Source organism: Burkholderia sp. MBR-1, from assembly GCF_013822785.1.
Classification (GTDB): domain Bacteria; phylum Pseudomonadota; class Gammaproteobacteria; order Burkholderiales; family Burkholderiaceae; genus Burkholderia; species Burkholderia vietnamiensis.
The window spans coordinates 406,624-426,106 of record NZ_CP053611.1 but is presented as its reverse complement, the minus strand read 5'-3'; the positions used below and the strand labels follow the sequence as shown (position 1 = coordinate 426,106).

Genomic DNA, 19,483 nt, shown 5'->3' with positions numbered 1-19,483 from the left:
GGAAATGAGCCCTAACTTTGACGAGCAGTGGTCACGATGTGTGGCAATCAAATTATCAACTTTTCCTCGTCGGATGCGCACATTCAGGCACGTCGACACCTGTCAGGAATTTCGCCTGCTGAGGCCGGCTAAGGGTAAGCGTTCCATGAACAACGCTGCTCAAGTATTCGTTGCAACTACAACAAACCGATCACAGTTTGAGATCATTTTGCCCCCATACCTTGGCTCGCAGACTTCTAATCCTGGCGGGAACTGCCCTCGCCCTACATCAAGAACTTGAATCGCATTTCTCACATGCGCTAATTCCTTCTCGACCGTGTAGTACCAGTTCATGGCCTCCCTGCGTGAATGCAGGGATGATTGTGCACGTCGCTTACGCGATACGATTGATTTGACGCAAAGAGATCGACGCAGATCGCTCCTGCGGAAGCGAACTCGGATGCAGATTGTGGACCGGCCCTCCTTTCGTGGATACCTTCGCGCCATAATTTTTGGTAGCCGAGGAGGTCAGTATGAGCGGGGCAAGAATTTCAGAATACACGCAACTCCGTCATCGAGTATCGTCATGCTATTGTCCAACCACTCTGTGGAGCGCGTTCAGCCATGCGATCGTCCAACAAATCAGACATCAATAGGCTTCGAACCAACCTGCGGGACGAGATGGACGGAGCCGCGCTATATGAAGCGCTTGCCGCTGCGGAACCAGACCCATCGCGCCGCGACGTATTTATGCAATTGGCCGAGGCCGAACATGAACACGCGGAAATATGGCACGCCAAGCTACAGCAACGGGGTGTCGATGTAGCGACCACGAGGCCGACATTCAAAACCATAGCATTGCGTATGCTTATACGCAGCTTCGGTCCGCGTTTTGTACTGCCGGCGCTCGCCGCCGCAGAGTTCGCCGACCGCGACAAATATGCCACGCAGACCGATGCGGGGGCACTCTCCGCTGACGAATCCACACACGCGGCGGTCGTAGCCGCCGTCGCGCGGAGCAACCCTTCGGGTGGCGTGAAAGGCTCCGATATCGCGCGCGCGGAGTCATCGCATCGTGGTTGGTCAGGTAACGATTTGCGAGCGGCGGTCCTCGGTGCCAACGACGGTCTCGTGTCGAATTTTTGCCTCGTCATGGGCGTTGCTGGAGCCGGCGCCTCCAACAAGACAATCCTTCTGACGGGACTGGCTGGGCTCATTGCTGGCGCATCTTCAATGGCACTTGGAGAATGGTTATCGGTCACGAACGCGCGCGAGCTCGCGCAAACCCAGATCGCGCGGGAAAGCGAAGAACTCCAGCGGACGCCAAAAGCGGAATTGCGGGAACTCGCGCTTATCTATCAGGCTAAGGGTCTCGACAAAGATGATGCGCATCGATTGGCTGAGGAAATGATGCGCAATCGTGACAAGGCGCTCGATACCCTCACGCGGGAAGAGCTGGGCCTCGACCCGGAGGACCTGGGCGGAAATCCTTGGCGTGCCGCTGGCACGTCGTTCGGTTTGTTTGCACTCGGAGCGATATTTCCTGCAGTACCGTTTTTCTGGTCCCACGGATTGGTCGGCATCGGAATCAGTGTTTCATTCAGCGTGCTTTGCTTGACCGTGATCGGTGTAGTGACCTCGCTGTTCAATGGCCGTTCCCCGTGGTTTTCTGTAATCCGCCAGATTGTGATTGGTTGCGTTGCCGCCGCCTTCACGTATGGTGCTGGCGCGCTGCTCGGTGTGTCGATGTCGTGACTCCCTACAGCCCACAGGAGCGGTGCGCGCTTCGATCCTACGATCGAAAAGTTGTGGTATTTTTCCCTAACATCGACAGGAGCGCAGAGCATGGGATATGTCTGTCAAAAGCGTGACGCTTGGGCGAAAATCGTCGCGAACCTTGACAGACAGAACGACGTGGACTGTTTTACGTCGGTAGGTCCGGTAGTAGACAAGGACCTTGGTGAGACCGACCGATTCAACACGGGTGGATCAGTCACGTACGATGTAGTGCGAGTGGTAAAGATTGTTGACCGACCGTCTCAGGGAACACTGTTAGTTTCGTGGAGCGACGCTCGAAGATGTGTCTACCTCGAGCAGATCTGGAAATTACGGGTAGCGAATAAACGTGGGCGATGTGTTCTCAGTGGCCGAGAAATCCAGATCGGCTCGACCGTATTCATGCCATTTTGCCGCCCGCGGCCACTTAATGCTGGTGCGATGATAATCGAGGAAGCAGCACCGAAATTTTTCCACGCTAGCAAAGCGTAGCCTACCGCCAGAGCCTCCAAATCTGGATCGGCTCGCAGCGCTGAAGTCTGCGAACGATTTTCTCGTCAGTCGACTGTATGCTCCGGCAGCCTCAGTGACGCTAGTCTAATTCAGACACATAAAGTGGTTCGATGCGACGCGCAATTCGGACAGGACCGTTTTTGACTTAAGCCAAGTACGCCGGTGGTGGACACGCGGCGTTTGGTACAACCATTAGGTGCCGTTCGCCAACGAGCGTCCATGGCCGCCCCAGCGTCCGCTTCACGTATGGAAGTGACCGTACCCACGCTTGAGCTTGGTCTCAATTGCACATGGACGCTGAACATCCTGACAGCTCCGTCCGGTCCATCCGCGAGCGCGAGCGCCCATCGCGGGCCTGCTCGAGCGCGGCAACCCCCACGATCATCGTACCGTGGGCGGAGAGATGAAGTCCACCGATGCTGGCCGCAGGCAGATCGCTGGTGTGTAACCGGCACGCTTTAAGCCGCGCCCGGATGGCGTCGAGATCCGCGACGCTCGCGCGGCGCATCATGCAGTCAGGCGCGCTCATACCAGCCGTTTGATGCATTCACGATTTTCACGACCACCAGTATCATCGGCGCCTCGATCAGCACACCAACCTCCGTGGCCAGCGCAGCGTCAGATTTGAAACTGAACAGGCTGATGGCGGCCGCGACCGCCAGTTCGAAGAAATTGGAGGCGCTGATCAATGAGGAGGGGCATGCGACGTTGTGTTTCTCTCCCGCTAGGAGCGCGGCATGGCGACCAACGAAACACATGCCTATCTCGTTGGTGACATAAACCGACCTCGCAGACGGGCCGCCTGGATCGATAACTAGCGGCACGTGCTGTCCGGTCTGGTTCCGGCGCGGGTTGGTCTCGTCGTCGCCCCTACGGCCGCTTACGTATCGTTGACGCAACGTTTTCATTCCTTTCAACGCCCTCTTGTCTGCACTGTTACCGCGCCGCTTCGGTAGAGCGGAGCCTGGCATCGTTAGTGCATGCGTAGTTGACGTAGCGATCAGGCGAGGGCGCGACTTCGGGGACGAGCATCTGTTGTCGACCGTTCACAGCAAACTGGGGCTTCCGACCGGGGCGCTCGTGATCGACGACACGGATGATCTCGTCGTCCGCTCGTAGTCAATTGTATGAGGTTGGATCAGGCAATCGAGCCCGTTCGGTGCTCGCCCCCTGGCACTCAAGGCTCACACGAGACGTTCGTCCTAATCGCGCACACCCGTTGTCAGTCAGAGGTCAGTGAGAGGAGTCCGCCTATGAAAGCCTCGCTAAAGAGTGCGGTCGCGTGTGCCGCGATTTCGTCCGTGGTTGCAGTGACGGGCACCGTTTGTAGCGCCGAAGTTCCGAGTGCGTCCGTTCCACATAAGCGTGTGGAGCCTCCACCGCGCCCGGCTGTCGCGACCGAGGTTATGCCCGGCATCTCCGCAGAGGGGAAACGTCATGTCGAGCGCGGGCGTAGTAGGGGGCCGAACTTCAAGGAAGGCGGACACCGTCTGAATAACGGCAGCTTTCAGCGCGACTAGGCGCGAAGGAGACCACCATGAAGAAGCTCGTACTTGTATGGTTCCTCGTTCTCGGATGCGTATTTGCCCAGATGCCGTCCACCGTGCTCGCGCAGACCACCACGGCGAAAGTCCTGGTGCTCTATGATGCGCCGCCGAACGACCCATATTCAAAGCTCGGTTTTGCTTACGCGATTATGCTGCGCAACCTGCTTGGCCATTTCAACACGAACGTCACGCTTGCACCTGTCGACAGCTATACAGCCGGCACTATCGAGAAGTATCAGGCGACTTTCTATCTCGGGGATTACTACAACAACCCCCTTCCGTCCGGATTTCTTGCGGACGTCGTCAAGACATCAAAGACGGTGGTCTGGTTCAAGAACAACCTGTGGGAAGTCGCATGGGATCCCGCGTACAGCTTTACTGCCCGCTACGGATTCACCTTTACTGGCGTGAGTGGACTGGCCTACGCACCATCTAGTAGCAACCCGACCCCAAACTTCTTCGACACAGTGATCTACAAGACCATGAGCATGGTCAAGTACTATGCGTTCAACGCCAACACCGGCGTGATTAGCGCGGATCCCGACATTGGTGTGACTGCGGTGTCCGACGCGACAAAGGCCAGCGTACTTGTCACCATCAAGGACAGTCACACGGGTGCGCAGGCGCCGTATGTAATGCGGGCCGGCAATTTCTGGTACTTCGCCGACGTACCATTCTCGTACATCGGGCCACGCGACCGGTACTTGGTCATTTGTGACCTGCTGCATGACATTCTCGGGACCAATCAGCCGGTGCGGCATCGTGCGATGGTGCGTCTTGAAGACGTCAATGCATTCACGACGACATCGTCGATGAAGACGCTGACTGACTACATGTATTCAAAGCGCATCCCGTTTTCTATTGCCACCATTCCGCGGTACGAAGATCCGCTAGGCGCCTATAACAATGGCGTGCCGCTCACCGTGCACCTCGCGCAGGCGAGTGGTCTGAAGCAGGCACTCAACTACGCGCTGGCCAGGGGGGGCAGGATCGTGATGCACGGCTACACGCATCAGTACAATTCAACGCCAAATATTGTCAATGCGGTGAGCGGCAATGACTACGAGTTCTGGCTTGCTACTCAGAACCGCCCTGTGGACGAAGACTCGACTCCGTGGGCTTCGGCGCGTCTGTCGGCCGGTTTACAGGAATTGTTGTCGAATGGCTATACACCCTTTGCGTGGGAGGCTCCACACTATCAGTCTTCGCCCCTTTCGATCAAGGCCGTTCCTCCGCTGTTCAAGACGACCTACCAGCGTGTTGTCTACTACACCTCAGATAATCCGAATCTGAACTCGAACGCCCCGAATCACGACTTTTCGGTTGGTCAGTTTTTTCCGTATATCATCAATTCAGACTATTACGGACAACGGGTACTGCCAGAGAATCTCGGAAATATCGAATACAACATATGCAATATCGATCCGTCCTCATGTCTGGCATACACGTGGCAAGATCTCTACACGAATGCGCAGTACGCGCTGACGGTTCGGGATGGCTTCGCATCCTTCTTCTTTCATCCATTTTGGCTTGAACCTGATCTCGGCACGCCCGGCTTGCAGGATTTTCAAAGTCTCGTGAACGGGATAACCGCTCTCGGTTTCCAGTGGGTTGCTGCATCTGACGCCAAGTAGTGTTGATGTTGTGGTTGGCCGGTCCGGGGGCCGGCCCCGCCAAGACGGACACGCGACAGGGCCAAATTGAGATTCAGCTTTCTGCTCATGCTCAAGCCTCACCACAACTGAGAGCCCGTCGACGTTCTGACGCAGTTCCCGTAGGGCTGCAGAGTTGTGCGATGATGTTCGAGCGCGACAACGGGGCGCATCTGGGCAGGGCCTTGAAACGCTGCTCGCCACGCGGCTTTCGCTAGCAAGCAAGTTCTCAAACCTAAGTGTGACTCGGCACCCGGTCATACAGGGGAATGTCCAGTCGGTTCAAAAGACGGCGATCGGTGAATGGGACAGCGGACAACTCGATCGACGGTAGTGCATGCAGAGTTCCCTCTTAGGCACTGTTTAGTTAAGCAAATTGATAGTTCGCTCCCCTGTTTCGATGCAAAACGGCTATCATGTTCGCGATGCAACTAGAGGAGGGAAGCATGGCCACATACAAAGAGTTGAAAGCCCAAATGGACGCGCTGGCCGAAAAAGCGGAAGCTGCCCGTGTAGCCGAATTCCAAGCCGTCATCGACGAGATCCGTAGCAAGATCACAGAGTACGGCATAACCGAGAAGGATATCTTCGGCTCGCGCCGCGGTCGCCCTGCAAAGCAGGCGACTGTGCCACCGGAAGCAAAGTATCGCGATCCGAAGACCGGCGCGACCTGGTCAGGTCGTGGACGTGCGCCGGCGTGGATCAGGGACGTCAAGAATCGCAACCGCTTGCTGATTCAGCAGTGACCAGGCAAAGCGTACCGCGCCTAAGGTGGAGTGGACCACCCAATTAACTCCGGATACTAAACGTGACCGGCGGCGCGGTGCCTGTGCTTTCGTGCTATCGGGTGAGGACGCCGCCGGCAATCGGAATACGGGAAAGGACGAACAGCGTCTGTGGGGCCGCGAGCGTACGAGGGCGCGCTGGCGACGGTTCCGTCGCTGCCGAGATTCCGGTATACCCGGACGCATCGCGCTGGGTAGATACGGGCCCTGACGCCGCAGATCTTTGATCAAGCCAAGTTTGCTTCCGCCCTGGGACGCCGTAGTGGTGGGGTATGGCGAGATCGGGAATCGCACGAAGCCTTATGGTCCAATGCTTTGGTTCGAAGACGCCCAATCCTGACAGAAACCACCCTCGAGATTTTCGTCAAGGATTTGATTCATCTCGTGCAGGTGGGTCAATTGTTTCTCACTCGTGTGCTACGAGTTCATTCCCTTTCAGGGCTGGTGCAGTGTGGATGATGCACGACGCTCACGTGACGCGAATGATTGGCCGAAAGATCGACTCCGCGAGGTCATCGAGAGTTTCGAACCGAAAGGCTGGCTAAAAACCGACGCGCTCAGTCTGGATCGACAATTTGATGCTCGAGTGCGTACCGAATCAATGCTGCTTCAGTGCGGAGTTCAAGTTTTTTAAGTAGGCGTGCTTTATATGTACTGACCGTCTTTGCGTTGATGCCGAGACGGCTAGCAATTTCCGATATACCGTCGCCGCATGCTAGTCCTTCGAGTACGGCCTTCTCTCGGGCAGTCAGGCGCGCGTGCAACTGCGCATCGGGAGGAATATCAATCGTACGGACCATGCGCTCTGCGACTTGTGCGCTCATGTACCTATGCCCGGCGAGCACCGAGTGCACCGCTCGGACCAATTCGGCCGCCGTGCTGTCTTTCGTGACGAAGCCGGATGCCCCAGCACTAAACACGGACTTTGCATAACTCGGCTCGGCCGTGCTGCATATTGCAAGAACTCGCATCATTGGGGTGTAGGATACGACTTGGCTGATTAATTCGATGGAGCGCGCACCTATACTAATGAGGTCGACGATCGCAATGTCGAATGTTTCATCTTGGACTGTCGCAATCAGTGCGTCGCCATCAGACAACTCGCGAGCGACTTGGTACTCCCCGGTTTCTTGAAGGAGATACCGAATGCCGTCACGCGTAATCGCATGACGTTCCGCGAGAAGTACCTTCTTCATGCTCAACCCTCGTTGCGTTTTCTCGGACGCGAGCTGCAACCAGAAACGTTAGCTATATCCACCGTGTAATGGCGGAATACGGCGTCTTATGGCCTCGGCTTGATATAGAGAACTCGCATATCCAACAGGTCATCGTATAAAACATGCCGAGATCTAACTGTAGGTGCTTAATTTGACAAATGTCAACATAATTGGCTGTTCCGTTGGTCAATTTCTAGCGCAGGCGCTCTGTTTTCCCACGGTGCGATACGCGCTTCAGGATTACATCCGTAGTCATCTGATTGCCACGAAGCTCGAACGCCGGACGTTGCCGGGACGGGGTACTGCTGACGCGACAGCGGGTGCTTCAGTGAGGAACAGTCAATTCAATGCCGCCTCGGGTGCAGAAGCGATCGCTTCCCCTGCGATGCAGACGCGATTTCTACCCCGGGATTTGGCTTCGTACACCGCCAGGTCCGCCACGCGAATCAGCGCGTCTCCGTCGTGGACGGCAGGATGGGCAGACGACGAGACACCAATACTGGCCGTGACGTAGCCGAAACCACTTTTCACATGGGCGACATGCATGTCATGGATCGCCTGGCGAACCTTCTCCGCGACCGCAGCGGCGCCCTCGACGTCGGTCTCCGGGAGAATCACGACAAACTCCTCGCCGCCGTAACGTGCCACATGATCGGACGGGCGGGAAACGCATGCGGATATGCAATGAGCGACAGCCTTCAACGCCTGATCGCCGGATTGGTGGCCGTAATGATCGTTGTAGGACTTGAATCGGTCGATGTCGATAAAGAGCAGTGACAGATGCCTTCCCGTGCGCAGTGTGTTCGCCCATTCCTGACTCAACATTTCGTCGAACGCCCCGCGGTTCTCGAGCCCGGTCAGCGCATCTCGACGTGCCAGTCGCTGTAGGTCGCATTCGGCGCGCTGGCGTCGGCGAAGCTCGCGAGCCAGCAACAGTGCGCCCGCCCAGATGACGACAGAGAACAGCGCCATGAATCCGGTAAGCCATTCGGCGCGGGTGCGCCAGCCGGCGAATACGACCTCCCAGGCGGGGCCTACTGCAATGACGAAAGGCAATCCGGGGAGGCGCCTGTAGACATACAGTCGATGCACGCCGTCAATGCGCGAGATTCCGGAGACCGCGTCGGACGGGTGGCGCGATAGGCCGGAAAGAACGGCGGAACCCTGAAGACTTTTTCCGACGACGTCACGGTTATATGGAAGGCGCGTGATCAGCGTGCCATTGGTTGCCATGACGAAGATGGTCTCGTCGCGCCCTACCGAGAGCCCGTCAAACAAATGATTGAAATAATCGATGCTTAACCGCCCGACAACGACCCCAGTCAGCGATCCGTCCGGTCCGTTAATACGGCGGCTCAGTGCGATGACTTTCTCGTGCGGCGGAAATTCGGACGGATACGGCAAGCTGATATACAAGCCGGAATCGATTTTTTCCTTGTGGATCCGAAAAAGCGGCAATTCGGACCAATCCACTCTATTCGCCGGGGCGCTGCTGGAATTCACCAGAAGTTTCCCATTGGTATCCAGCACTGAAATCGGGCCAAGGTATTTTGCCGTGGCGGCTCGGTCGAAGAGCACCGGGTTTCGAAGATCGACGGGCAACGACATGACGCGCGGATTTGTGGCGCCCTGTGCCGCGGCGCTCAGCGACAGCTCGTAAAGCTCGATGCTTCGCAGAATGTCGCGCTCAAGCGCGGTCCCCAGTTGGCGTGCGTGTCTCACTTCGCTGTTGTAGGCGTCTTCGCGAGCCGCGAGCAGCATCGCGGCAAAGAACACGCATGTGCACAGCCACAGCAGCCCCGCGCAACCGATAACCCCAATGGGCGTCAGAACCATGGACGCCGCCGCCCGTAAGCTGCGGGTTGCGAACTTCAAATTTCGGGACATCGATTTCTTTTTGATCTGCCAGGCGGAGTGGAAACGGGCGCAAATTTCAGAGCCCGCGCCGCATCATAGCAAAAGCTGCACCAGGATTGATTCGAGTCAAATGTATGGTCGAATATTAATTGACGCGCGTGATTGGGTGATGTAATCAGGCTCGTTGTTTCTGTGCCGCGCAGGACGGGCCTTTGACCGTGCCGCAGACGTCGTGTCGCTGGTGATCGATCGCGCGGTGGCGGCGGCTTTTGCGGGCAGAGCGGGATTCCTTCTGTTTCTAGCAAAGGTGCATTGTCGCGGTCGGCATAGTGAGCTTCGTTAATCAAATTAATATCCGCTTACACGAGGCATTCGCGAAGCGGGCGCAAATGATGATGACGGCAAGCGTGAGCCACGCAGTATGAATATCGCGCCGCCGCTCGAAGCGGGCTCGCAGCTTGGATCAGCTCGCCCGGCCCGCTCGCATAGCGATGCGTCCGCAGCAGCGCAAGTCAGCCGAAATACTCCCTCATGTTGCGAAAAATCTCCCCGTTGGCAAACGCATAAATTACAGTTAACTTGCAATTTGCCGACATAGTAGTCGCGCGGAAGAAGAGCGTGACGTCCATGGCTGTCGGCATCTGATGCGATGGGGACGGGAATCGGGCCGATGCGGAGGATGGAGGGACGCCGGCGCGCGATACGCCCAAAGAAACCGTAAGGGCGGCGCTTCGGCGGTCGTCTTATGCAGTTGACGGAAGCGGCGACGATCGCCTCCTTTCGTCTGCGCGAGTAAGTCGCTCGAGGAGCACGGACGGCTTGTGCCTGGATGCCCGGCAACTGGCGGCGGTCCGAAACATTTCGTACATGTGGTGCGTGCCGTAACGCTTCGAACCGGCCATCGGCTCGGTTACGTTGTAGGAACCGCGCAGCGCATCTAGCGACAGCAACAAGAGACAAAAAAACGGGGAATCAGGGAATGATGGAGGCTTGGCAACGGGTATTAAATCAGGGTGCGTCGACGTTCGTCGCACGCCAGCCTATCGTCGACCGGGACGGCCGGACCGTCGCCTATGAACTGCTGTTCAGGAACGGCCACACGGCCACCGCCGAAATCGTCGACGGCTTTGGCAGCACCGCACATGTCGTCGAGCGTACCGTGGGTGCGTTGGGCCTCGATACGGTGCTCGCTGGCCTCGACGGATACCTGAATTGCACGTCGCATTTCCTGCACTCCGATGTGCCCCAGATCTTGACCGGTCCGCGATTCGTGCTCGAAGTCCTCGAATCGTGTGAGCTCGACGAGTCGCTGAAAAAGCGCTGCAATGCATTGCGCGCAGCCGGCTTTCGCGTGGCGCTCGACGATGTCGCGAAGCTCACGCCCGACATCGTGGCGTTTCTACCGGCAGTCGACATCGTCAAGCTCGAGTGGCCGGCATTCGACCCGCTGAGCGCGCGCGCGATGGTGGGCGATTTGAAACGCGCCGGCAAGATCGTGGTTGCCGAGAAGATCGATAGCCACGAGCAGTGGCATGCTGCAATTGGCAGCGGCTGCGACATGGTTCAGGGCTTTTACTTCAGCAGACCACAGGTGATGGAAGCACGCCGTCTGGTACCTGATCTGGGACAGTTGTTGAGTCTGCTCAACCTGCTGATCGAAGACGCTGACGATCATCGCGTCATTCACGCGCTATCCGACATGCCCGTGCTGGTGGCGCAGGTTCTGCGCCTCGCCAACTGCTCCGGCAACGTGAACCCGAAGCGCACGGCCATCGCTTCGCTGCATCACGCACTCGCTGCGATCGGCACTACACGGCTATTCCAGTGGTGCAGCCTGCTGCTCTACAACCATCCCGATCCGGAGACGGTCTGCCGAGATCCGCTGATCGCGCTAGCGAGACAACGTGCCTCCTTCATGCTGGACGTCGCGCTCTTCGAGTCCCCGAACGAGACGGCCTTCGCACAGACCGCGTACCTGACCGGCATGCTTTCGCTATTGCATGTCGTCTACGGCCGGCAACAGGATGAGTTCGCAGAGGAACTGCCGCTCGAGCTCGGTATGAAAGCGGCCCTTACCGGGCGGTCCGGCAAGCTCGGAGAGCTGCTCGGCGCTGCCGAGATATTCGAGCGCGGACGGAATTCCACATCGGAGGGGCAAGGACAGAGATAGCCGATGGCGCTTCCTTTGCCTGGCAAGGCTGCGTGCCGAATGCGTCTCGCGGACCCATCGCCGGTCGAAGGAAGTCGCCAGGCGACCCGGAATACCGGGCGCAACTGCAGTGATTTTGATGGCGATCGGATGCGTCGATTTTGCGCCTGATCACTGGTCAGATTGGTGAGCGCGAGTCGTTATATGGAATGTCAAACTGGAGATGTACTTATGAGGTATTTAGTTAACCTGCGCATTGGAACTCGCCTCAGAGTGGGTTTTGGCATCACGTTGTTGCTGCTGATGATGACGGGCGGACTCGCCGTGTTGCAGGCGTCACGAATTTATGAGGGCACCCGGGAGATCGCTGACAACTGGCTCGTCAACGTTCAGACATTGGGCGAAATCCGGGCGCTCGCCAACGGTGTCCGACGCGCCAGCCTCCGATCGGTGCTGGAAAGTGAGGCTTCGGCGAAGAATAGCCAGCGTAGTCAGCATGATGCAACGTTGGCATCCGTAAAAGTCGCGATGGCAAGTTATGAGAAGCGCGTGTCTTCGCCTGAGGAGCGGCAACGTTTCGACAATCTGAGTAGGGCCTGGGACGCATTCCTGGCATCCGACGCTAAACTTCTGACGCTGTCGGAAGCGGGCGATGCCGGATTGGCTGCGGCCAGATCGCTCGCAACGGGTGAGGCTGCAACGTTGTTCGCGCAGGCGCTAGATCTGATCGAGCAAGAAGTAAAGCTGAATCGCGCAGGCGCGGGCGTCGCGACGGCCGAAGCGGCAACCAACTATCACTCGACGATCCTGTTGACCGGTCTGTTGTGCGGCACGGCGCTGCTGCTGTCGGTCGCTGTCGCATGGTTGATTACCCGTTCCATCGTCACACCGCTCGGTCGCGCAGTCGGCATCGCGGAGACGGTCGCGCGCGGCGATCTCACGTCCAATATCGAAGTATCCGGTCGCGACGAGACGAGCCAGCTTCTGCTGGCGCTGCGGAATATGAACGCGCGGCTGCAGGACGTGGTGGGGCGCGTGCGCTCGAGCAGCGAAAGCATCGCTTCGGGCTCGGCGCAGATCGCTGCCGGCAACACCGATCTCAGTCAGCGTACCGAGGAGCAGGCAGCTTCGCTCGAGGAAACCGCGGCCAGCATGGAGCAGTTGACGGCGACGGTCAAACAGAACACGGAGAACGCCCGGCAGGGGAATACGCTCGCCGGCAATGCTTCTGAGGTCGCGGTCCGAGGCGGGCAGGTGGTGGCGAAGGTCGTCGACACGATGCACGACATTTCCCACAGCTCGGCAAAGGTCGCTGAAATCATCGCCGTCATCGAGGGCATCGCCTTCCAGACGAACATCCTCGCACTGAACGCGGCCGTTGAGGCAGCCCGGGCCGGCGAGCAAGGTCGGGGCTTTGCCGTGGTGGCGAGCGAAGTGCGGGCGCTTGCGCAGCGAAGTGCTTCGGCGGCCAAGGAGATCAAGGAGCTGATCAGTCAGTCAGTGGCCAAAGTGGAGGCCGGCACGTCTCTCGTCGACAACGCCGGCGCCACGATGAACGAGGTCGTCGTCGCGGTCAAGCGCGTCACCGACCTCATGGGCGAAATTGCATCGGCGTCGGTCGAGCAGCATACCGGCATCGAGCAGGTCAACCAGGCGGTCATGCAGATGGACGAGGTCACGCAACAGAACGCTGCGCTCGTGGAGGAGGCTTCCGCCGCGGCGCAGTCGATGGCCTCGCAGTCGAACACGTTGCGCGAACTGGTTTCGATCTTCCGCCTGCCTGACGGGATGGCGGTCACGGCAAGCCAACCGGAGCGTGCGGCAGAGGTCCAGCCGCGCCCGAAGCCGGCTGTGCGAAAGACGGTTCAACGCAAAACCGAGGCCGCAGTCGTTGCCAATGAAAGCGCTGCGAGCTGGCAGTCATTCTAGTTTGTGACGCGTCGAGATCTTTGATGGACGGTTGGGGGGCGCATGCGCCTGCCAATCGTGGTTTCCGTTGAACCGGTCGATGTGAACCAATCCCTGATGCATCGAGAAATAAATCGGCTTGCTGCGGCATGGGATTAATGGCAGATTGGCTTCGGCGGTTTGAAAAGATAGAACGGCCGGAGTCGTAACTACATTCACGCACCGTTTAGGGAAACACTGATTAATAGACGATCACGCGAGGTTGTCGGTAACGCAGGCGTGGCATGGCTGCATGCCGAAGCGAAGCGTCGCCCGTTCGGAGAAGTTTGACCCGAGGATGTGCTTAATTTCCCGCATTTCTCACATGCATGACGGATTGCTCCCATGAATCGACCGCAGCCGGTTTCGCGCGATCACCAGATTCGCCAAGGCGAACAGACTGAACAGTTGCGCGGTGTTCTTGAACAGCCCCTTGTAGCGCACCTTGCGATGACGGAACAGGTTCTTGACGACATGAAACGGATGCTCGACCCGCGCGCGGATTTGCGCCTTGGTTCGCTCCAGCGCGATTACCAGATCCTTCAGCGCACCGTCGCGCATCGCCTTGATTTTTGCTCGCTTGGCCGCCACGCGCCACTTCACCGACTTGCTCTTCATTTCATCGCGCTTGTCCACGCCGATGTAGCCCGCATCGCCGAATGCTTATTGCTCGTGGCCGTGCAACAGCGCGTGCGCTTGCGAAACATCCGACACGTTGGCGGATGTGCCGACCACGCTGTGAACCAGCCCCGAATCGGCATCGACGCCGATGTGCGCCTTCACGCCGAAGTACCACTCGTTGCCTTTCTTCGTTTGATGCATGTCCGGATCGCGACACTTCTCGGCGTTCTTGGCCGACGGCGGCGCTTCGATGATCGCTGCATCGACCAGCGTGCCTTCCTTCATCATCAGCCGGCGTTCGCACAACGAGATGCCAATCTCGTCGAACAGCTTGCGCGTCAGGTCATGTTCGAGAAGCAGGCGCCGGATCTTCAGCAGCGTGGTCGCATCCGGCACGTTCTCGATGGCCAGATCAATCCCGGCAAACGCCCGCATCGCGATGCTGTCGTACAGCGCATCCTCCAGCCCTTCGTCCGACAGGCTGTACCACTGCTGCAGGAAGTAGATTCGAAGCATCCGCTCCAGACCGATCGGCGGGCGCCCGCGCGCTCCTTTCGGGTAATACGGCTCGATTGCCGTCAGCAACCGCGACCACGGCACCAGCTTCTCCATCTCGTCCAGGAAACGCTGACGCCGCGTCACGCGCTTCTTGCCCACACTTTCCGCTTCCGCAAAGCTCATTTGCCGTTTCATCGTCATGGACTCGTTCCGTGAACTATGTTCTACAACGTCCTCGGCTGCGTCAGCGATGACCACCGAGACGGATAAATCAGTGTTTCCTTAGGTGACCCGCCAGTTCGGATTTTTTCAAGAAACGAAATGCAATACAGCGAAGAACGCAGCATTATTTCATCAACGTATGTGGTAATTTATACGCGTTGCGAAGTTCCGGTATCAAGCCGAATGTTTTTCCCGTTGACGCCATGAAAAACTCCCTTCTCATCCACTTGATTTCGGCCGTCGTACTGAGCGCTGGAGTTTTCCCGACGTCAGTGTTCGCGAGCACGATTGATGAGCAGTTTGCCTGCAAATCCAATGCGCACACGTTTATCGCCAATCTCATCAATAGTCATTTGATCGACCCCACCCCGATTCGCGTTGAGGCGAACTCAGTCAATGCGTTTCGCCCCGCGCACGGGACGAATCTAACTGTATATGGCCTACGCGTTCGCGCAGTATTCGGATACCAACCTGGCGACCCGACCTTCAGACACGGGAATGGTAAGACTTCTTCGAGTCCCATCTATGGCGCGGTGGTGTTCGGTTCGAGCGAGTCTGTCGAAGCACAATTACGGCAAGCAGGCAGCACGGCAGTCGTTCAGCAAGTCATACCAATGATGCTTTCGGCCATTGTCTGCGAGACCTGACGCACGGATACCCGGCTTTTCCGTGCGCAGACCGGAGTGAGCTTTGCCGAGTGGCGCCAGCAGGTCTGCCTGCTCACAGCCATCGAGCGTTTGAGTGGAGGGCACCCTGTGACCCAGGTCGCATTGGACGTTGGCTACCCAAGTCATAGGGAAACACTGATTTCTCCGTCTCGGTGGTCATCGCTGACGCAGCCGAGGACGTTGTAGAACAAAGTTCACGGAACGAGTCCACGACGATGAAACGGCAAATGATCTTTGCGGAAGCGGAAAGTGCGGGCAAGAAGCGCGTGACGCGGCCGGCCACACCATTCTGCTGCTCGATGCGGCCGAGGCCTATCACCGCGAGTGATGCGCACGCAGGGCGACATGCCGGAGCCGTTTCGTCAGTTGCTGCCCCGCTTGCGGGATCCGGACTACACCCGAATCCTGATTGTCACGCTGCCGGAAGCCACCCCGGTTCACGAAGCGGAACGCCTGAGCGCCGACCGTGCGCGCGCAGGTATTGCGCCGTACGCGTGGGTCATCAACCAGTCGCTGCTGGCCGGCGGCACGGCCGATCCACTGCTATGTCAGCGCGGTACGTACGAGGTGCCGTTCGTGCGCCGAGTAGCGGACAACCTGGCGCCGCGAACCGCGCTGATCCCGTGGCTCGCCGAGGCCCCGGTCGGGGCAGCCGGCCTGGAACGGGTAATCACGTAGCACCCCGAATGAGCAACGCGATGAAAGTGCTTCCGATTCTGTGGCAACGACTCGTCACCAGCGGCAAGACCTGCCCGCGTTGCGCCGGCACCGGCGACGAAGTGAACCGGGCAACCCGACAACTCCGCGAGATCCTGGCGCCGGTCGGCATCGAACCCGTCCTGGAAACGCGCGAGATCGACGAAGCGGCCTTCAAGACCAACCCTGCGGAGTCCAATCGTATCTGGATCGCCGGAAAGCCGATGGAAGCATGGCTGAACGGCACAGTCGGCAGTAGCCGTTGCTGCGCAGTCTGCGGCGATGCGGAATGCCGCACTGTGGAGGTCGAAGGCGCGAGCTACGAGGTGATCCCGGAAGCGCTGCTAGTGAAGGGCGGGGCTGATTGCGGCATTGATGCTCAATGCCCACGGTAGCACGCAGGATCCGAGCTAGAAAATAGGAAGGAAACACATGCGAATGTACGTTGACGTCGTGGTGATCGGGGGCGGTCAAGCCGGACTCGCCACCGCATACTTCCTGCGCCGCGCGGGGATCGACTACGTCGTGCTAGATGACCAGAGCGCACCCGGCGGCGCTTGGCGACATACGTGGGAGTCCCTGCACCTGTTCTCGCCTGCGGAATGGAGTTCACTTCCGGGCTGGCAGATGCCGATCTCGGATAGCACGTACCCGTCGCGCAATCACGTCATCGACTATCTGGCGAATTACGAGCGTCGTTACCACCTCCCGGTTCAGCGCCCCGTTCATGTCGAAGCCGTTTCTCGCACCAGCGAGGGTTTGCTTGTCACCACGGATCGCGGTGAGTGGCTGGCCCAAGCAGTCGTGAGCGCGACCGGCACCTGGAGCGCCCCCTATATCCCGGGCTATCCCGGACGCGAAATGTTTCGCGGTCGCCAGATTCATTCGGCGCAGTATCGCAATCCGGACGATTTAAGCGGACTTGCCGTGCTGGTCGTCGGCGGCGGCAACTCCGGTGCGCAAATCCTGGCGGAGGTATCGACGGTGTGCAGCGCCACATGGGTGACATTGCACGAGCCGGTGTTTCTGCCCGATGATGTCGACGGCCGGATCCTGTTCGAACGCGCGACCGCCAAATGGAAAGCACTCCGTGACGGTCAGGCGACGGGGGTTCCGGTGGGCGGCTTGGGCGATGTCGTCATGGTGCCACCGGTACGAGACGCACGTACGCGAGGCGTGCTGCACACCGTGCGGCCGTTCTCGCACTTCGATGCAGACGGAGTCGTATGGGCAGATGGTTCACACTCTCACGTCGACGCCGTGATCTGGTGCACTGGTTTCCGTCCCTCGCTTGGCCATCTCGATGCACTGCAGATCCGCGACGCTGATGGGCTGGTGAGGACGGATGGAACGCGCGCCAAAGACGAGCCGCGCTTGTGGCTGGTCGGCTATGGCGAATGGTGCGGTGCTGCTTCGGCCACGCTCATTGGTGTGATGCGCAGTGCACGTGACACGGCTCGAGAAATTGCGGAATACCTGCGTTCGACTCACGAGCAAGACGCCTCAGCACCTCGCCCCGTGTCAGGAGGAGGCGTCCGTTGACCGCAGGTGTACTGGCAACAACGCGTTCAGGGACGCGAAATACTCGTCCATAAACGCTTGATCGACGCCACGACAAACCAGTTCTGCAACGTGCGCGTCAACGGCCTCGCGAAGTTTCGCCGAGAACTGTTGATGTCCACGCAGAACTGACCCACCGGGGATGCGGCTATTTTCTTGGACTGATTTACGTTGCTAACCCGAGGCTTTCACGGTACTCGATGGGGCTGAGATAGCCAAGGGAGCCCTTGATCCGTTTCTCGTTGTACCAGCGAACGTAGGCGTCCAGTACCTCAACGAACTCCGCGATGGTCGTCGAACGCCAGTCTCCTGTATAGAACATCTCTGTCTTTAGCCTGCCGAAGAATCCCTCACAGGCCGCGTTGTCCGGTGAACAGGCTTTACGCGACATGGAGGGGATCAGCTTAGCCTTCGCAACCCGCGATAGCCAGCCAGGCCAACGGTAGTGGCCACCCCGATCGGAATGCACGATCGGCGTCTCGTCGTCCTCGGTCACGGTCACGGTCTCAATAGCCGCATCTAGCATGGAATTCACGAGCTCTGCGTCGGGGCTTGTGCCAATCGACCAGCTGACTACCATCCCATCGAAGCAGTCGATCATGGGCGATAGATATACCTTCCCCGCAGGAATCTGGAACTCGGAAATATCCGTCACCCACTTTTCGTTGGGGGCGTTCGCGTGGAAATCGCGATTGATGATGTTATCTGGGGCAGGGCTGATTTCCCCGATATAAGAGCGATATCGGCGCCGCTTGGGCCTTGCTGCGTGGAGGCCGCCTTGTTTCATGAGGCGACGCACGACTTTCTCCGATAGAAAAACTCGTTGCCTGATAAGCGCTGCTTGCACCCGACGATAGCCGTAGGATCGGTGATTGTCCTCGAAGATCTCTGCAACGGTACGACGGACATCTGCATATTTGTCGGCAACCCGTATGGGCGACCGATGATAAAAATAGGAGCTGCGCGCCAGGTCCAACCGCTCAAGCAGCTCAGTCAAACCGTATTCTTCTCTCAGGGCGTCAACCAGCTTCGTCTTCTCCCGATTGCTCAGGAGTGGCAGGTCGACGCCCAGGTCTTTTTTTACGAGTTCATTCGCCTTCTTCAACAGGTCGTGTTCAAGCTTCAGATTGCGAATGTCGCGCCGGAGCTCTTCGACCTGCCGCTCCAGTTCGTCCCGATCCGTCTCTGATGGTGATCCCTTGTCGCGCTTCATGGATGCAGGGGCCCCTCGGCCGAGTAACTGGTTTTTCCAGTTGTACAGCGACACCCTGTCGACGTCCAGCTTTTGCGCCACCGCCTGTGCACTTCCTTCCCGTGTGCACAGTTCGTACACCGCGAGCTGCCTGGTCGCCAATGACACGGCCGGTCGGCCTGCCTTGCCAACCACGCGTTTCCTGGTTTCCGGATAGCGCTCGCGAACCCACGCCGTCAGTATCTGCCGACAGGGATAGCCTAATGCCCTGAGGGTGAAGCTGAAGCTGCGCCCGTGATTGACGTAATGCTCAAGTGCCAGGTTCTTCTGTTCTTCTGAGTACTTTGGCTTTACGCGAACATACTCTTTCTGCAGATCGCCGCTCTTCTCGAATTCCTCGCACCACGCCTTGAGAGAATTCTTCGTCGGGTAACCCAACTGGCGGATTGTCGCCTTGACGCGCTTTCCGAGTTTCAGGTACAGCTCGACCGCCCGAACGCGGTCTTCGTATGAATACATGGACTACCTCCAAAGTAGTCCAAGATTTTGTCCGCATCCCCGGTGGGTCAAGATTCGGTGGAAATCAACACTGCGTCATCAAATC

13 protein-coding genes and 3 pseudogenes are annotated in these 19,483 nt (G+C 58.3%); 11 read left to right on the top strand and 5 right to left on the bottom strand.

Features of this window, described 5'->3' with window-relative positions; genetic code table 11:
• Nucleotides 1–660 precede the first annotated feature (660 nt).
• Nucleotides 661–1,734: a VIT1/CCC1 transporter family protein gene (locus MBR110_RS26565; protein ID WP_181709799.1), complete on the top strand. Its 1,074-nt coding sequence runs from the start codon at nt 661–663 to the stop codon at nt 1,732–1,734.
• A gap of 90 nt (nt 1,735–1,824) precedes the next feature.
• Nucleotides 1,825–2,247, top strand: coding sequence for a DUF3331 domain-containing protein (locus MBR110_RS26560; protein WP_011880284.1), 423 nt, complete (start codon nt 1,825–1,827; stop codon nt 2,245–2,247).
• 536 nt (nt 2,248–2,783) lie between these two features.
• Here the strand turns inward: MBR110_RS26560 and MBR110_RS26555 are convergent.
• Nucleotides 2,784–2,990 (bottom strand): annotated as a pseudogene (locus MBR110_RS26555) (arsenic resistance protein); the annotation flags it as partial.
• Nucleotides 2,991–3,805: 815 nt separating this feature from the next.
• Between MBR110_RS26555 and MBR110_RS26550 the strand changes: the two are divergent.
• Together MBR110_RS26550 and MBR110_RS26545 are read left to right on the top strand one after the other, a co-directional pair.
• Nucleotides 3,806–5,449: a DUF2334 domain-containing protein gene (locus tag MBR110_RS26550; protein ID WP_059475974.1), complete on the top strand. Its 1,644-nt coding sequence runs from the start codon at nt 3,806–3,808 to the stop codon at nt 5,447–5,449.
• 464 nt (nt 5,450–5,913) lie between these two features.
• On the top strand, nt 5,914–6,213 hold the full coding sequence (locus tag MBR110_RS26545) for an H-NS histone family protein (protein WP_059475977.1): 300 nt from the start codon (nt 5,914–5,916) through the stop codon (nt 6,211–6,213).
• Between the two features lie 596 nt (nt 6,214–6,809).
• Here MBR110_RS26545 and MBR110_RS26540 read toward each other — a convergent pair.
• Together MBR110_RS26540 and MBR110_RS26535 are read right to left on the bottom strand one after the other, a co-directional pair.
• Nucleotides 6,810–7,448 carry a LuxR C-terminal-related transcriptional regulator gene (locus tag MBR110_RS26540; protein ID WP_181709758.1) on the bottom strand — a complete coding sequence of 213 codons (639 nt, stop codon included), beginning with the start codon at nt 7,446–7,448 and terminating at the stop codon, nt 6,810–6,812.
• A 360-nt stretch (nt 7,449–7,808) separates the two neighbouring features.
• Nucleotides 7,809–9,299: a sensor domain-containing diguanylate cyclase gene (locus MBR110_RS26535; RefSeq protein ID WP_408913054.1), complete on the bottom strand. Its 1,491-nt coding sequence runs from the start codon at nt 9,297–9,299 to the stop codon at nt 7,809–7,811.
• A gap of 1,006 nt (nt 9,300–10,305) precedes the next feature.
• Here MBR110_RS26535 and MBR110_RS26530 point away from each other — a divergent pair.
• Together MBR110_RS26530 and MBR110_RS26525 are read left to right on the top strand one after the other, a co-directional pair.
• Entirely contained in the window at nt 10,306–11,496 is a 1,191-nt protein-coding gene (locus tag MBR110_RS26530) for an EAL and HDOD domain-containing protein (protein WP_181709756.1), read from the top strand.
• Nucleotides 11,497–11,706: 210 nt separating this feature from the next.
• On the top strand, nt 11,707–13,404 hold the full coding sequence (locus tag MBR110_RS26525) for a methyl-accepting chemotaxis protein (protein ID WP_181709755.1): 1,698 nt from the start codon (nt 11,707–11,709) through the stop codon (nt 13,402–13,404).
• A gap of 339 nt (nt 13,405–13,743) precedes the next feature.
• Here MBR110_RS26525 and MBR110_RS26520 read toward each other — a convergent pair.
• Nucleotides 13,744–14,736 (bottom strand): annotated as a pseudogene (locus MBR110_RS26520) (IS5 family transposase).
• A gap of 230 nt (nt 14,737–14,966) precedes the next feature.
• On the opposite strand from MBR110_RS26520, the gene MBR110_RS26515 reads away from it, so the two are divergent.
• From MBR110_RS26515 to MBR110_RS26495, 5 genes and pseudogenes are all read left to right on the top strand, one after another.
• Complete coding sequence (locus tag MBR110_RS26515) at nt 14,967–15,410, top strand: hypothetical protein (protein WP_181709754.1); 444 nt, start codon at nt 14,967–14,969, stop codon at nt 15,408–15,410.
• Nucleotides 15,411–15,617 (top strand): annotated as a pseudogene (locus MBR110_RS32370) (helix-turn-helix domain-containing protein); the annotation flags it as partial.
• 159 nt (nt 15,618–15,776) lie between these two features.
• Entirely contained in the window at nt 15,777–16,109 is a 333-nt protein-coding gene (locus MBR110_RS26505) for an ArsA-related P-loop ATPase (protein ID WP_230945433.1), read from the top strand.
• Nucleotides 16,110–16,129: 20 nt separating this feature from the next.
• Entirely contained in the window at nt 16,130–16,522 is a 393-nt protein-coding gene (locus MBR110_RS26500) for a DUF2703 domain-containing protein (RefSeq protein ID WP_181709752.1), read from the top strand.
• Nucleotides 16,523–16,559: 37 nt separating this feature from the next.
• Nucleotides 16,560–17,669 carry an ArsO family NAD(P)H-dependent flavin-containing monooxygenase gene (locus MBR110_RS26495; RefSeq protein WP_181709751.1) on the top strand — a complete coding sequence of 370 codons (1,110 nt, stop codon included), beginning with the start codon at nt 16,560–16,562 and terminating at the stop codon, nt 17,667–17,669.
• Between the two features lie 184 nt (nt 17,670–17,853).
• Here the strand turns inward: MBR110_RS26495 and MBR110_RS26490 are convergent, their stop codons facing one another.
• The gene (locus tag MBR110_RS26490; RefSeq protein WP_181709750.1) at nt 17,854–19,398 is read right to left on the bottom strand and encodes an IS3-like element ISBmu11 family transposase; all 1,545 of its coding nucleotides are present in this window, start codon (nt 19,396–19,398) and stop codon (nt 17,854–17,856) included.
• Between the last annotated feature and the right edge of the window lie 85 nt (nt 19,399–19,483).

Coding starts and splice junctions, on each gene's coding strand:
- MBR110_RS26565 (WP_181709799.1), top strand. CDS start 661: ATGGACGGAGCCGCGCTATATGAAGCGCTTGCCGCTGCGGAACCAGAC.
- MBR110_RS26560 (WP_011880284.1), top strand. CDS start 1,825: ATGGGATATGTCTGTCAAAAGCGTGACGCTTGGGCGAAAATCGTCGCG.
- MBR110_RS26550 (WP_059475974.1), top strand. CDS start 3,806: ATGAAGAAGCTCGTACTTGTATGGTTCCTCGTTCTCGGATGCGTATTT.
- MBR110_RS26545 (WP_059475977.1), top strand. CDS start 5,914: ATGGCCACATACAAAGAGTTGAAAGCCCAAATGGACGCGCTGGCCGAA.
- MBR110_RS26540 (WP_181709758.1), bottom strand. CDS start 7,448: ATGAAGAAGGTACTTCTCGCGGAACGTCATGCGATTACGCGTGACGGC.
- MBR110_RS26530 (WP_181709756.1), top strand. CDS start 10,306: ATGATGGAGGCTTGGCAACGGGTATTAAATCAGGGTGCGTCGACGTTC.
- MBR110_RS26525 (WP_181709755.1), top strand. CDS start 11,707: ATGAGGTATTTAGTTAACCTGCGCATTGGAACTCGCCTCAGAGTGGGT.
- MBR110_RS26515 (WP_181709754.1), top strand. CDS start 14,967: ATGAAAAACTCCCTTCTCATCCACTTGATTTCGGCCGTCGTACTGAGC.
- MBR110_RS26505 (WP_230945433.1), top strand. CDS start 15,777: ATGCCGGAGCCGTTTCGTCAGTTGCTGCCCCGCTTGCGGGATCCGGAC.
- MBR110_RS26500 (WP_181709752.1), top strand. CDS start 16,130: ATGAAAGTGCTTCCGATTCTGTGGCAACGACTCGTCACCAGCGGCAAG.
- MBR110_RS26495 (WP_181709751.1), top strand. CDS start 16,560: ATGCGAATGTACGTTGACGTCGTGGTGATCGGGGGCGGTCAAGCCGGA.
- MBR110_RS26490 (WP_181709750.1), bottom strand. CDS start 19,398: ATGTATTCATACGAAGACCGCGTTCGGGCGGTCGAGCTGTACCTGAAA.